The organism is Lachnobacterium bovis DSM 14045, assembly GCF_900107245.1.
GTDB lineage: Bacteria > Bacillota > Clostridia > Lachnospirales > Lachnospiraceae > Roseburia > Roseburia bovis.
On record NZ_FNPG01000010.1, the window covers coordinates 100,389 to 113,268 of the forward strand.

The following is a 12,880-nucleotide window of genomic DNA, read 5'->3' on the forward strand; positions in this document are numbered from 1 at the left end:
CACGCAATACCATTTTTTTTCTATAAAAAAACAAAAATAATAGCTTTTTATATTTTTTTATTTTTTTTTATTTTTTCTATTGACAGATTATCCTTTATACTGTAGAATAGTCATTGTTGTGAGAGCAACACCAACAAATGCCCAGTTAGCTCAGTTGGTAGAGCAGAGGACTGAAAATCCTCGTGTCTCTGGTTCGATTCCGGAACTGGGCATTGAATATGAATATGCGGGTGTAGTTCAATGGTAGAACACCAGCCTTCCAAGCTGGATACGTGGGTTCGATTCCCATCACCCGCTTTTTTATTTTTGTTATATAATCACCCATTGATTGGGTGATTTTTTTTATAAAAACTCGTTTTTACTATCTATTTATTTTAGATTTTCAAACTCTCGTTTTTAATTCATTTATATTTTTTCGTGGTATACATTTTGTTTTTATTTTATGGATTGTGATATAGTTTTTTTAGAATTTTATAGATTGTTTTATAGTTTTACACGAAAAAATCCCTAGATACACTATAAAAAGTATACCTAGGGATTTACACGTATCAATCGTTAGGTTTAGAACAATTTAGAACAAATCTACTTTTCCACTGAATTTGTCATTAATTACATAATAAGCTGAATTATCTTCTGGCTTAACATAAATAGCAACTTTTTCAATTTCTTTTTCCTTATGTCCTTCAGAAACAAATTGTGTCTTTACAGCCTCTTTTATCTTTTCGACATTCACTTCACGATTCTGATACTGAACAACAACTGCTGGTTCTGCCTTCTTTACTTTAGACGCTGTCTTAGCAGTAGTTGTCTTAGATGTTGCTTTCTTGGACGTTGTCTTAGTCGCTTTTTCTTCTTTCTTAGTTACTTCTTTAGGCGCCTTAACTTCTTTAGTTGCTTTCAACTCGTCAGCTACTTTTGTCTGACTCTTAGAAACCTTAGTTGCTTTGGTTGCCTTTGATGAAACTTTTACTTCTTCAACAACTCCTTTTTTAGATGTTGCTTTGGTTGTTGATTCTGCAGCTTTGGTATCTTTTAATGTTACTACTGGTTCAGCTACCTTAGCCGCAACTGTTGTTGCTTTTGTTTTTGCTACTTTTTCTGTTACATTAGTACCCTTTTTCTGCATCATGAATCCTCCTCTTGCAATACATTCAAGCAATTTGCTTTATGATAAATTATGTTAGTTATTTACATAAAAACTCTTCAATAGCATTAATTGCCTGTTCTTCATCTACACCAGTTGTAATGATATTAACAGTCATTCCTTCAACTGGATTAAAAGCCATGAGCCCCATTATGCTCTTAGCGTTGACTACAACACTATCATGTTCAATTTCTACCTTGCAATCAAATGTACAAGCGCACTGAACTAACTCAGCTGCTGGATTATCATGGTTTTCATAAGCATTAGAAACTATTACACTTTTTTTCATTTGTTCTCCTTTACCTAACACTGTTAAAACTCAATTAAAATTATAAGTTAAATTCTATCTATTTGCAATAGATAAAATTATTTTCTGTGTAGTTTTAACTATGTCAAAAATTATATATACATTTTATTGTACAATTTTACTCAACATAAGTAAAATATGTATTCTGTCCTGCTGCAAACATAGCATCAGCTGCTTGATATGAATATGGTTTAGTTACTGTTGTTACTGGATCATAAATAAACACAGTTGACTCACTATATCCAACTACTAACACTGCTGTATCATTGCCAGTCATACCCATTACAGGCACTCCTTTACTTACATAATACAACAATTCTGAGCTACTATTGCCTTTTAGTTTAATAACCTTTTTGTGTTTAATTTTTTCTTGCAATATTTCTTTAATGTTTTTTTTCGAATTAACACTTTCTTGAACAGATGCATTCTTATCAACTTGACCAACTAAAGCACTCATGGCCTTAACCAAACCACTACCATTCGCATCGTTAGCATTATATGTAACATCATTAAATGGTTGACAGTTACTCTTGCGAGCCTTTTGCCAAACTGTCTCTCCTTTTGCATTAATGATAACGCCGCTATTAGCATTAGCTACTCTAATAACATTAGACAAATTATCTGACAATGCAATAACATGGCCCTTCGCATATGCTCTGTAGTTTTCCTCTGATTCAGAACCTTTAATGTTGACTGTCAAAGCATCAATATCTCTGTCTACTATTTTTGCATCTAGTCTAACCATCTTTTTATTTTTTATTTCATTTTTCAAATTAATATATATTTGAGTTTGCATTTTGTCAGTAATCACTGTTCCGATAGTTGCAAAAACATTAGTATCCGCTTCTCTATTCATAATACTATCGACTGTTCCATCTGCTAAAGCTATGTTAATCGTGTAATTATCGATACTTGCATCAACAACAGCTTTATCTGCAGAAGCATACTCTTTTAACAGACCTACTTTATTATTTTTGTATTTTACAATTTTAATTGCTTTAATCGGGAAGTTAGTATTGCCTGCACTATCAACGCTCACTTCTCTTTCATTTGCAACTGCGTATACAAAATCATCCTCTATAAAGCCGATTGGTTTTAACATATATCCATTATCTTCTTTTATTTCGACTTTTTTCATATCATTTAAATTTATTAGATTTAAACTTTTGCCGTATGTTTTTCCTTTATTTGATGCCCATGCAACAAACTGATTATCTTTTGAATATGTATACGTATTGTCTTTCAAATTACTAATTATTTTTTCTGATGTAGAATTTGATAAATCTATTTTTTGTAAATCGCCATTTATTTTGATAAATACTTCATTATCGTTATTCTCATAAACAAAACCACCTAATTTAGCTTTAACAATTTCATATGGCTGATTCATAGGAATAAACGATTCTTCTTTAACAGAACCCGTTATACCATCATAATGATATATACCTACTCCGACATCACCTTCATGATCGCCTCGATTCATATAACCATCTACAACAAAATCAACACTTCCAGCCTCATCTACTTTAATAATCATGATACTGTGTTTGTTGTTGTTTGATCTAACATCAATTTTATCACTATCTTTAAAACTAAATGCTCTTGTTATTGTATTTTTTGAAATGTTATAGCTCCATAAATCACCTTGCTGAACAAATGCAACAACTCCACCAGCCTCTGAAACTTTGTAATTAACATTTTCATTTGTAATTCCTAGTTTCAACTGTGAGCCATTATATATAAAATTATTCGTAGTATCAAATATTTTATCTACATTCCTTTCAAAATCTAATACATACATTCTTGTAGCAGAATATCTTAATCTATAATATTCTTCAACATTATAATATTCTTTATTTCCCTCTTGATTAACCGCACTTACAACATATGTTGATGTAATAACTTTATACGAATCATTTATTTCATTTATATTATATACCGGTTTTACAACTTCTTCAGGTGATAAATCGCCCCATGTTACCTGTGATACTGAATTTGATAAATCAACATGTGACAAAGTTGTATCTTTTGTACGATTTAGTTCCATATATTTTGGCAAAAAATCTTTTGCTTTTTCTTTATCAAATGTAACATCGTGGAACTCTTTTGCAAAATCTAAGCACTCATTTTCACCTAAGCCCTTAGTTGCCATTACACGAGTGTAATAGTACATTGGTTTATCTTCGGAAAGTAATTTAATTTCTAAAGTATATTCAACATTTTTTTCCAGTTTTTTCTCAAAATCTAAATCTATTAAAAACTGTCCAGTTTTAGTTGAACTACTGACATTATTATCTGAGGAAATAACTTTTTTGCCGTTAGTTGAATATACCTTAAAACTAACCTTATCAACTTTAGTATCATATGCATTTACATTAACAGATAATTTCTGATTTGCACCAACTGGTGTAATTATATTTTTGATTGATGGTATATCTATCTTTTTTCTGTAACCAAACAATCTATTTATTGTGTTTCCCTGCTTTTTAAATTCAACTATAGGAAAAGTTTCTTCACTCATTTGCTTAGTTGTTTCACTTTGAATATCATTTGTTATGATTTCAAACAAAATAGCTGAGAGCAAGAAAACGCCTAATAGTATTAATATTTTAAAAGTAAATTTATTCTTCATATTATCACCCTAACCTATTGAAATATTTATTGGAATAACTTCTCCGGGGATATTTAATAAGATCCTACCAAAAATCAAAATTCCAATACCTATCCATGCTTTTTTTGATAATTTTTCCCTGAAAAAAATCACTGCAACTAAAGCTATAACTAACACATTGAAGCATTTTAAATACTTAATAAATTCCTGATTGCCCTGGATTTCAATCGGCAACTCACTAATTTTCTTAGGGATATTTTCTGCATATACAAAAACCAAGCCTGCAATAATTCCTGCAATCGCACCCAAAAATGGCATTTCTCCAACTGAATGAATTACACCTGACGCAAAAACATAAACCCACACTACTACTACACCAACTAATAATTCTGCGGCTTTAATATCATCACTTGCAAGAACTTGTGCATTTTTTTCTACTAAAATCTGTCCAAGAGCACTGCACAATGCTGCACCAAATAACGGAGCAAAATTTTTTACATTATCGCCTGTTAATTCATTACCTAAAACTACGCCTGCAAAAATCAAAACAATAGCTGTACCCTGTGTAAAATTAGTAGGTGTTTTTAGCCAGAATATCCTAATAATATTTTCAAATACAATTTCAGCACCATAATAAGCAATTACTGATTTGGTAATTTCAATTGATGACAAACCTTTAAACAATAGCATCCATGCCAAACCACTTAATATACCTGCAATCAAAAATACAAACAGTAGATTTTGATCACCTGATACTTTATTAACTTCATTTGACATTTTAACAAAATCTCTTTTATCCGAGATATTTCTAAACAAAAATACTACTGTAATAAAAATAGCTGTTACTAAACTATATGCTGTTTTTTTCATAGCCACTTTAATTAAAATGTAAAATACTCCAGTTAGAATTAACATTCCAAATATGTAATATAATCCTGTCATTTTTTTGCTCCTTTAGTCTTAATCTATTGCGTTCATATTGCTTGTTAGTTATCTTTAGAATGTGTTTCATAACAATTCCCCATCATTTAATTTAACCACATATATTGATTTTACGCAACAAAAAAAGAGCCAAGCCTTCAATTAGTTTCTATTAACATAAAAACTTTAGTGAAGATTGACTCTTTTATTTATAAGTATTTAAAAATTCAAACTGAATATAAATTTACTTTTTGTAAATCTAATAGTTTATTATTTTATAATCCGAAAGAACTTCCCTTTGTTGAGAATCCAGTAAGTGATCTAGTAAGTGAATCACCAATTATATTTGTACCAATTCTTAAAGTTAAATATTCAACAATAAACATTACTGCAAACACTGCTAACCAAATTAAAACCTTTTGTTTTCCCCTTGGGCACTGAGTGCAATCATCTGCTGTAATAATTACAATAATTCCCCACATTGTTGTAAGAGAATAAATAGCTACAGCGAATTGAATATTAATAAATAAGCAAAGTACAACTAATAGTCTACCTACAGTCAATGCAATTGATCTTGTAGAAACCAATTTAAGTTCTTGAGTATAAGATGTCTTCTTGCCCATAATAGCATGTGCACCTAAAGCTACTGCCGCAAAAATAAATGATGCAATGGCAGAAAAAATTAATGCAACAAAGAAAATCAATGCATAATTTATATCTAGACCAGATGACATATATTTAGATGAATACGAAGAACTTAATGAACTAGTAAATCCTGAAAAAGCCTTCATGTAAAATGAATAAATCATTGATACAAGATAACTATAAATTTTTCCTACTGAAACGCATGCTAATGTTGCTGTAGCAATTGCCTGTAATACAATAAATACAAATGAAATTTTAAAATCTCCTGTAGCAACATATGCTTTATTTGATTCTTCTGTATTTGTAAAGAATCCTTTTAAAGTTCCCCAAAGTTCTTTAAAGAAAACATTCTGTTTCTGATATCCATACTGATTTCCATTATAATATCCCTGATTTGGCATATTGTATTGCATGTTATTCTGTTGATATCCGTATCCTGCATTCTGCATGTTATTCTGCTGATAATCATATCCTGCATTCTGCATATTATTCTGCATGTTGTTCTGCTGATAATCATATCCTGCATTCTGCATATTATTCTGCATGTTGTTTTGCTGATAATCATATCCTACATTCTGCATATTATTCTGCATGTTGTTCTGCTGATAATCATATCCTACATTCTGCATGTTGTTTTGCATATTAACTTCAGCATTATTGCTAGCCATATCGTTAACCTCATTATTTGCATTAACATCACTAGCATTATTTACTGTAGCATTCTGTACATTTTCTGTTTCAGCTAAATTTTCATTAGCATTATCATTTTGTAATGTAGCCTGTCCTTGGCAATTACAAACTTCACCTTCTTGTAATGGTCTTCCACATCTAGTGCAAAAATTTGCCATTTTACTTTCCTCCTAAATTTTAATTATAAAACAAAAAATGAAATACGGGTAATTACCCAACCTTTTTTCTCATCATATTTGTAACTTATACTAACGTGTCCATCTATATCTTTATCTTTTTCGATATTTGAAAGTGTTGTACCTTCAACTCTTCCAACTACTTCGTCACACTTACCTTCTAGCTTTATTCTAACAGATGGATGTTCACTTGAGTTATCAATAACATCAGCTTCCATAGATGTAAATTGCATATTACATTTACCTTCTTCATAATTTGAATGTGTAAAATCATCACACAAATCATCATACTCATAACTTGATGAAGTGCCAAAATACTTTTTAACTTTGCTATAATCATCACACATCTGTGCTGATTGTACAATTTTAGTAAAATCTTTTTTTGCTTTCTTAAGTAAATCTTTTTGATCATTGTCACTCAAACTTAATCTTGTTAAAGAAATAAATGATGACGGATTTTCACCAACTACAACTTTTGAACCAATAATTCTAGTAACTGTAATCTTAGAACGACCTTTTACTTTAACAGAGAGCTTATACTGTCCTGCATATAAAGCTGGAATAGTATATGTTTCTGAAGAACTAGACTTATTTGTTATATATTTTCTTGAAACTTCTACGCCATTTATATATAGCTTTGCATTTTTAGGAACAAGCATCGTTACTTTTCTAGAAACTACTTGTCCACAATCAATATTCCATTTTTTAAAGAAAATGAAACTTCTTGACTTCGACTCAGTTCCTGCTAAAGTAAGAGTACCTTTTTTCCCGTTTTTTGTTTCAATGTTGTATTTACGAGTTTTTCTTCCTGGAAAATCGTATCTGTTATCATCTTCTTTGTTAACTAATTTTCCTTGGAATTTCTTATCTAAATCAAATGATTCTTTAAAATTCTTCTCTGTTAAGAAAGATTTATCTTCTGCATCTGCGTACTTATTAATTGTCTTATAATCATAATTTGTTACAGCTTTATAGTATCTGTCAGCTGTATTGCTATAATTTGCTTGGCTATTACCAACACAAACAAAAACAACAAAAGCTACAACTGCAGCTGCAATAGTTCCAATTAAGACCTTAGCTGCATTAGACATAGGCTTTCTTGGCATTCCTTGATTTTGGAAGCCTTGATTTGGCATTCCCTGATTCTGAAAACCTTGGTTTGGCATTCCCTGATTCTGGAAGCCTTGGTTTGGCATTCCCTGATTCTGGAAGCCTTGGTTTGGCATTCCCTGATTTTGGAAGCCTTGGTTTGGCATTCCCTGATTCTGAAAACCTTGGTTTTGATTAGCATTATTATCAACGCCATTATTTGTTGTACTATATGAATAATCAAATGAAACTGATTCATTATTTGTATCCTTTGTTTCATTTGACGATGTCTCAGTTTTATTTAAAGAAACACGTGCCTCAGTACCTACAGCAGATTCTTGTTGAGTTGTACTTGTATTTTCAACAACGGTTTCTTCTAGTTTTGCTCCGCATGAGCCACAGAAAACTGCACCTTGTTCATTTTCTGCTCCGCATTTATTACAAACCATCAAACTTTCCTCCTAAAAAGCAATATATGTCAAATTATGTTTCTCTTGATATTTATCAATAAAATCTATATTATCTATTTCCACTTGAGCAATCTGATCATGTGGATTTGGTGTATACCAATGTTTACTGCCAAAATAATCTGAGAATTCTTTTTCATTAAATGTTATTCCATGTCTAGCTAAGATTTCTGCCTTAGCAAATGTTAATTCTTTAGCAGACAAGCCACTTAAATCGGCATCAGATAATGCTGTAGTATTACTGTTTGCAATAATATAAGCATCAGGATTGCCCATTGCATCTTTACCCTTACCAGATTTGTCTACTTTTTTCTGAGAATCTTGAAGAGAAAACTTGAATTCTCCCAAATCATAATCAGTTATGTAAGACGATGTGTAATTATTTTTAATTACTTTTTGAGCCTTTCTTGATACAAGTTTATTATCTTTACTTACTCCATTAGTTACTACCATTGCAATTGATGTAACAACACATAATAGAACAACAATACCACTGATTATATATCCTATTATTACACCAACATTTTGTTGAGACTGTCCTTTCTGTTGCATAGTAACTCCTTTCTTTTATTTATTTTTGCTTACGCAAATCCTCTTCTTGTAAATTATACCAAATCAGTCTTGGTTATTCTACTTGATTCATCAAATCTGTACAATTTTTTTAATTTTTTATAAATTTATCTTTAAAAATATAAATATTATATAAAAATTATATAAATAAAATATAAATTTACACCCATATTATCATTTTTTACCAAAAAAGCCTTTTAGGTTCGATTCTATATAGACATTTTTCCTCATACTAAATACTATCTAACGAAAAAAGTAGATTGTAATAAAATATCATTTTATCAAGCAGACATATACTATCAACCATAACTTATAGTTATGTCGAAATTTTTGCGCACAAAAAAACGAGATACCGTAATGATATCTCGTTTCCATTTATTAACTGCCCCACAAGGATTCGAACCTTGAAATGACGGAGTCAGAGTCCGTTGCCTTACCGTTTGGCGATGGGGCATTGCCTCTCAACAGTTACTTATTATATAACCTCCGGGCATATTTGTCAACAACTATTTTATATTTTTTTATAATTTTTATAAATTATTTATGGCTTAACTTATTTCCAATCACTTCACCTTGATTTACGTGAATCTCATAGCCTTCTCTTGATGCCAACAATATATCTTCACAAATATCAACCTTATCTTTTTCAAAAGCCAAGATAACTGTAGAACCACCAAATTCAAAACGTCCTTTTTCTTCTCCACGTTTTACAAAGTGCTTGTGATTAGCGTTATAATTTAAAATCCTGCCAACCAAAAGAGCCCCTACTTCCATAATAGCAACATTTCCAAAATTCTTACTTTTTAAAATAGAAAACTCTCTAGTATTTTCTTTATAAATCTTGTAACTGTCATTAGCTATTGGATTAACTGTATGAAAAAAACCATTAATTCTATGATGTTCGCTTAAAAAACCATCATCAATAAAATGATATCTATGGTAGTCACTTACTGTTAATCTAAATATTAATAATTTACCGCCTTCATAATGTCTGGCAATTTTTTTACTTCTAAAAAGTTCTGCCATTGTATATTTTGTGTTTTTCACAGTGAAAATGCCATCACTTGTAATATCATAAACACTTAGACGGCTGTCACAAGGCGAAACCAAATCTGATGCTTCAAACGAAACAACTCTCTTATCTTTTTTTACCCTTCTAGTAAAAAATTCATTAAACGAGTTATATTTTACATCTTCAAAATCACTCAAATCAATATTATTATTCTTTATAAATGGTTTAATCAAAAAAGTAGACATCTTTGAGTCTAAGAACTTTCCTGCCATTTTTGATACTGATGGTTGAATCAAAATCTTTAGTATTGAATTTCCTAATCTTGTTTTATAAAGAAAATCTAAACTCTTATTTTGTGCTTCATTATCAGCAATAACATTTCCTTGACGATTTAAACATTTCATTTAAATATGTTCTCCTTTAATGCTTTTTCTAGAAATAGCTTCCTTAATTTCACTTTTTGAAACTATTTATTATTTTTGTTGATGAAAAATTGATGTAAACACCTTATTTTCAACATACTGCTTCTTACCACCTGTTTTATGTGGAACTATAACTGTTATAACAATCGCAATAGTAACAATTGCTACGAATGAAGCCAACTGTTTATTTGATGGTTTCTTCAATTTAAAATCAGTTATAAACAATGTTCCTACTATAAATAGTAATCCTAATAAATTGTATTCCCAAACGCTTTGAGAAATATGCGAGTTAATTAAATATAAAATTGGCAAGAAAATTGTAATACTTGTAATTGGAAGTCCGTGATAATACTTATTAACACCTTCTTCAACTTTTTGCCTATTTGTCTCTAATACATTAAAATATGCTAATCTAATTACTGAACAGATTAAATAATATCCAATAACAATCGATGCAAGAAGCCCTCTCATACCCATGCTGTAGCACAAAATTGTTGGAAAAACTCCAAAACAAATCACATCACATAATGAATCAATCTGCACGCCAAATAATTTTTGGTCATCTGTTCTATTTTTTTTACTTCTGGCAACTTTTCCATCAAACATATCACATAAGCCTGATAATGCCAAACAGATTACTGCTATTGTAAACTGTCCTTCAATTGCCTGGAATATACCTACTGACGTACACAACAAACTAACATATGTTAAAATTACTGTATAATCATAATACCCTATCATTTTTTACAATCCTTTCTACGCCCTATTGTTAGTTGAGCAACAATTGTTAATATGGCGCTTAAAATTAATTCAGTATAATAACTTAATCCTCTACTTACAATCATGCCTGGCAAACAAAAACTATTAAAGATTGGAGCAAAGATCTGTAAAAATAACTGCTCACTAATTCCCATCCCACCTGGCAAAGGAAGCATATCAACTGCCACGGAAATCATACCTTGTAAAACCATTATGATACCCGGACCATGTTCTTTAAAGCCAAACGAACGATATACCAACCATGTAACAAAAAACAATAAAAATCTTTGTACAATAGTAATAATGATAACATTAAAAACTACTCTACTATTTTCCTGAAAAAATACAGCGACTTCACTATATTGTTCCATAGACTTTCTTAGTTTTTCTTCATAATATTCTTTTCTTTTTATGAATTTCATTTTAAATAAGATATTTAATCCAAAAAACAAAATTCTTTTTGCCATTGTTGGATGAAAAACCAATAACAGCATAAAGCCAACGCAAAAACAATTCAACAAAATCCCCAAGTAACACCAACCTATAACCGGTGCTAAATAATGCATAACAGCTTCAGGTCTAACAACTAAAACGCCAACTCCTAACAAAACTAGAACCAGCTTATATGTGATTGTCACTATCATTAAAATAACCGTAGCAATTGGAATTGAGATTTTGTCTTTCTTCATATAATAAATCTGAGCAGGCTGCCCACCTGTTGCGGACGGAGTAATACAACTAAAGAAAAAACCTACAAACGAATACAAGATACAATGCGAAAATTTAATATGATCTTGCCCAACTCGTTTCATCATATAGTATATTATCACTGATTCACTTTCGACAAAAAATACCACAAAACATATTGATACTATCCAATATCTGATATCACACTGCCTTATGCAAGCAACGATTTGTCCTAAATCCTGTCCATGAAAAACACCATATAACGTCAATGCGAAAACAGCAATCAAAAATACGATGTTAAAAATACTTTTCTTACTGATTGTCATAACTGTCAATTTCCCCTAACACTAATTCGTTAATTTTTTCAAAGATGCCAACTATCATAGAATATATTCTAGTTTTACCTACTAGTACATAACACATCTGTCCAATTGTTATGCCTGCAAAAACATCCACAATGTAGTGTTGTTTGGTAAATTGAGTTGACGCACATACTGCAATAGCAAACAAACATGAAAATACTTTATACCACTTTGGTATCTTTCTACTATTATATATTCCTATAAAACACATCCAGCTTACTAAACAATGTATTGATGGGAATAAATTAGTAGGTCTATCCATTGAATACACAAAGCGCATAACCATACTTGATAAGTCACTTCCTGTAACTTCTGGTCTTACATTGGTAGTTGGTATAAGTATAAAGCAAAGACCACATATAATCTTGCTAAGCATCTCTGCTATTACAAATCGATTCCAATGCTCTTTTCCCTCTCGAGCGACCAAAACATAATTGATAACCCAAAAACCAAAACATATAACATAAACCCACACCCATTCTTTAACAAATGGAATACTTCTATCTAGATTAGTGGTCAAGTCATAATGTTTAGAATCAGCACATAAAATCTGTGTTCCAGTATATATCGTACTATTAAGTACCCAACACAGAATCAATGTCGATACTGCATATTCTGGGATTATTTTACCAATACTGTTACGATACCATCGCCCAAAGCGCGTTTCTTTTGTCATTTCTACTCCTATTCTTAAAAAGACTATATGTAACTCCCTTGAATGAAAAACTAAAACCCAACTGAAATATCGTCTGATTACACAAAATCGATTTTTGACATCAAATTCGACTTTTTTAGGCTACCTTCTTTCTGAAAAGGTGCTATAATTAGCTTATTCCAGACAGTGGGTATATTGAAAATTGCATAGCAAATAGACGGCTGGCTAATTCTTATGCAAAAGTAAACGCGACCCGTCTAATAACACCTATTGACAAATCGATTACTACCTGCATTTAAGTCTTTTAGTTACTTTTCAAAAAATAAGTCTGGCATCAAATGCACTTCATCGGGTGGGATGAGG

General features: G+C 30.9%; 11 protein-coding genes and 3 tRNA genes. 2 read left to right on the forward strand and 12 right to left on the reverse strand.

Translation table 11 applies throughout. The annotated features are described in order from the left end of the window. Positions 1 to 139 precede the first annotated feature (139 nt). Both BLV79_RS05075 and BLV79_RS05080 read left to right on the forward strand, forming a co-directional pair. Positions 140 to 212 (forward strand) — tRNA-Phe (locus tag BLV79_RS05075). A gap of 14 nt (positions 213 to 226) precedes the next feature. Further along, positions 227 to 297: transfer RNA gene (locus BLV79_RS05080), tRNA-Gly, on the forward strand. A gap of 274 nt (positions 298 to 571) precedes the next feature. Here BLV79_RS05080 and BLV79_RS05085 read toward each other — a convergent pair. The 12 genes from BLV79_RS05085 to BLV79_RS05140 form a co-directional block, all read right to left on the reverse strand. Further along, positions 572 to 1,129, reverse strand: coding sequence for a DUF6465 family protein (locus BLV79_RS05085; protein ID WP_200795870.1), 558 nt, complete (start codon positions 1,127 to 1,129; stop codon positions 572 to 574). Positions 1,130 to 1,184: 55 nt separating this feature from the next. Further along, positions 1,185 to 1,433 (reverse strand): HPr family phosphocarrier protein, encoded by a 249-nt coding sequence (locus BLV79_RS05090; RefSeq protein WP_074716758.1) that lies wholly within the window; start codon positions 1,431 to 1,433, stop codon positions 1,185 to 1,187. Between the two features lie 136 nt (positions 1,434 to 1,569). Beyond that, positions 1,570 to 4,083, reverse strand: a complete 2,514-nt coding sequence (locus BLV79_RS05095; RefSeq protein WP_074716760.1) for a hypothetical protein — start codon at positions 4,081 to 4,083, stop codon at positions 1,570 to 1,572. Between the two features lie 9 nt (positions 4,084 to 4,092). Beyond that, positions 4,093 to 5,004 carry an EamA family transporter gene (locus BLV79_RS05100; protein ID WP_074716762.1) on the reverse strand — a complete coding sequence of 304 codons (912 nt, stop codon included), beginning with the start codon at positions 5,002 to 5,004 and terminating at the stop codon, positions 4,093 to 4,095. Positions 5,005 to 5,258: 254 nt separating this feature from the next. Next, complete coding sequence (locus BLV79_RS05105) at positions 5,259 to 6,476, reverse strand: hypothetical protein (RefSeq protein ID WP_074716764.1); 1,218 nt, start codon at positions 6,474 to 6,476, stop codon at positions 5,259 to 5,261. A 23-nt stretch (positions 6,477 to 6,499) separates the two neighbouring features. Continuing rightward, entirely contained in the window at positions 6,500 to 8,032 is a 1,533-nt protein-coding gene (locus BLV79_RS05110) for a zinc-ribbon domain-containing protein (RefSeq protein WP_074716766.1), read from the reverse strand. Between the two features lie 12 nt (positions 8,033 to 8,044). Beyond that, a complete protein-coding gene (locus BLV79_RS05115) occupies positions 8,045 to 8,602 on the reverse strand; it encodes a YARHG domain-containing protein (protein WP_074716768.1) in 558 nt (185 codons plus the stop codon). 400 nt (positions 8,603 to 9,002) lie between these two features. Next, positions 9,003 to 9,074 (reverse strand) — tRNA-Gln (locus BLV79_RS05120). A gap of 83 nt (positions 9,075 to 9,157) precedes the next feature. Further along, positions 9,158 to 10,036, reverse strand: a complete 879-nt coding sequence (locus BLV79_RS05125; RefSeq protein WP_074716770.1) for a phosphatidylserine decarboxylase — start codon at positions 10,034 to 10,036, stop codon at positions 9,158 to 9,160. 69 nt (positions 10,037 to 10,105) lie between these two features. After that, a complete protein-coding gene (locus BLV79_RS05130; protein ID WP_074716772.1) occupies positions 10,106 to 10,795 on the reverse strand; it encodes a CDP-alcohol phosphatidyltransferase family protein in 690 nt (229 codons plus the stop codon). Next, on the reverse strand, positions 10,792 to 11,826 hold the full coding sequence (locus BLV79_RS05135; protein WP_074716774.1) for a lysylphosphatidylglycerol synthase transmembrane domain-containing protein: 1,035 nt from the start codon (positions 11,824 to 11,826) through the stop codon (positions 10,792 to 10,794). The genes BLV79_RS05130 and BLV79_RS05135 overlap by 4 nt, the downstream gene beginning before the upstream one ends. Then, complete coding sequence (locus BLV79_RS05140) at positions 11,813 to 12,538, reverse strand: phosphatase PAP2 family protein (protein WP_074716776.1); 726 nt, start codon at positions 12,536 to 12,538, stop codon at positions 11,813 to 11,815. Before BLV79_RS05140 ends, BLV79_RS05135 begins: the two co-directional genes overlap by 14 nt. Positions 12,539 to 12,880 lie beyond the last annotated feature (342 nt).

Excerpts from the sequence above, each read along its gene's own strand:
- BLV79_RS05105 (WP_074716764.1), bottom strand. The coding sequence starts at position 6,476 with ATGGCAAATTTTTGCACTAGATGTGGAAGACCATTACAAGAAGGTGAA.
- BLV79_RS05125 (WP_074716770.1), bottom strand. The coding sequence starts at position 10,036 with ATGAAATGTTTAAATCGTCAAGGAAATGTTATTGCTGATAATGAAGCA.
- BLV79_RS05090 (WP_074716758.1), bottom strand. The coding sequence starts at position 1,433 with ATGAAAAAAAGTGTAATAGTTTCTAATGCTTATGAAAACCATGATAAT.
- BLV79_RS05140 (WP_074716776.1), bottom strand. The coding sequence starts at position 12,538 with ATGACAAAAGAAACGCGCTTTGGGCGATGGTATCGTAACAGTATTGGT.
- BLV79_RS05135 (WP_074716774.1), bottom strand. The coding sequence starts at position 11,826 with ATGACAATCAGTAAGAAAAGTATTTTTAACATCGTATTTTTGATTGCT.
- BLV79_RS05100 (WP_074716762.1), bottom strand. The coding sequence starts at position 5,004 with ATGACAGGATTATATTACATATTTGGAATGTTAATTCTAACTGGAGTA.
- BLV79_RS05130 (WP_074716772.1), bottom strand. The coding sequence starts at position 10,795 with ATGATAGGGTATTATGATTATACAGTAATTTTAACATATGTTAGTTTG.
- BLV79_RS05085 (WP_200795870.1), bottom strand. The coding sequence starts at position 1,129 with ATGATGCAGAAAAAGGGTACTAATGTAACAGAAAAAGTAGCAAAAACA.
- BLV79_RS05115 (WP_074716768.1), bottom strand. The coding sequence starts at position 8,602 with ATGCAACAGAAAGGACAGTCTCAACAAAATGTTGGTGTAATAATAGGA.
- BLV79_RS05110 (WP_074716766.1), bottom strand. The coding sequence starts at position 8,032 with ATGGTTTGTAATAAATGCGGAGCAGAAAATGAACAAGGTGCAGTTTTC.
- BLV79_RS05095 (WP_074716760.1), bottom strand. The coding sequence starts at position 4,083 with ATGAAGAATAAATTTACTTTTAAAATATTAATACTATTAGGCGTTTTC.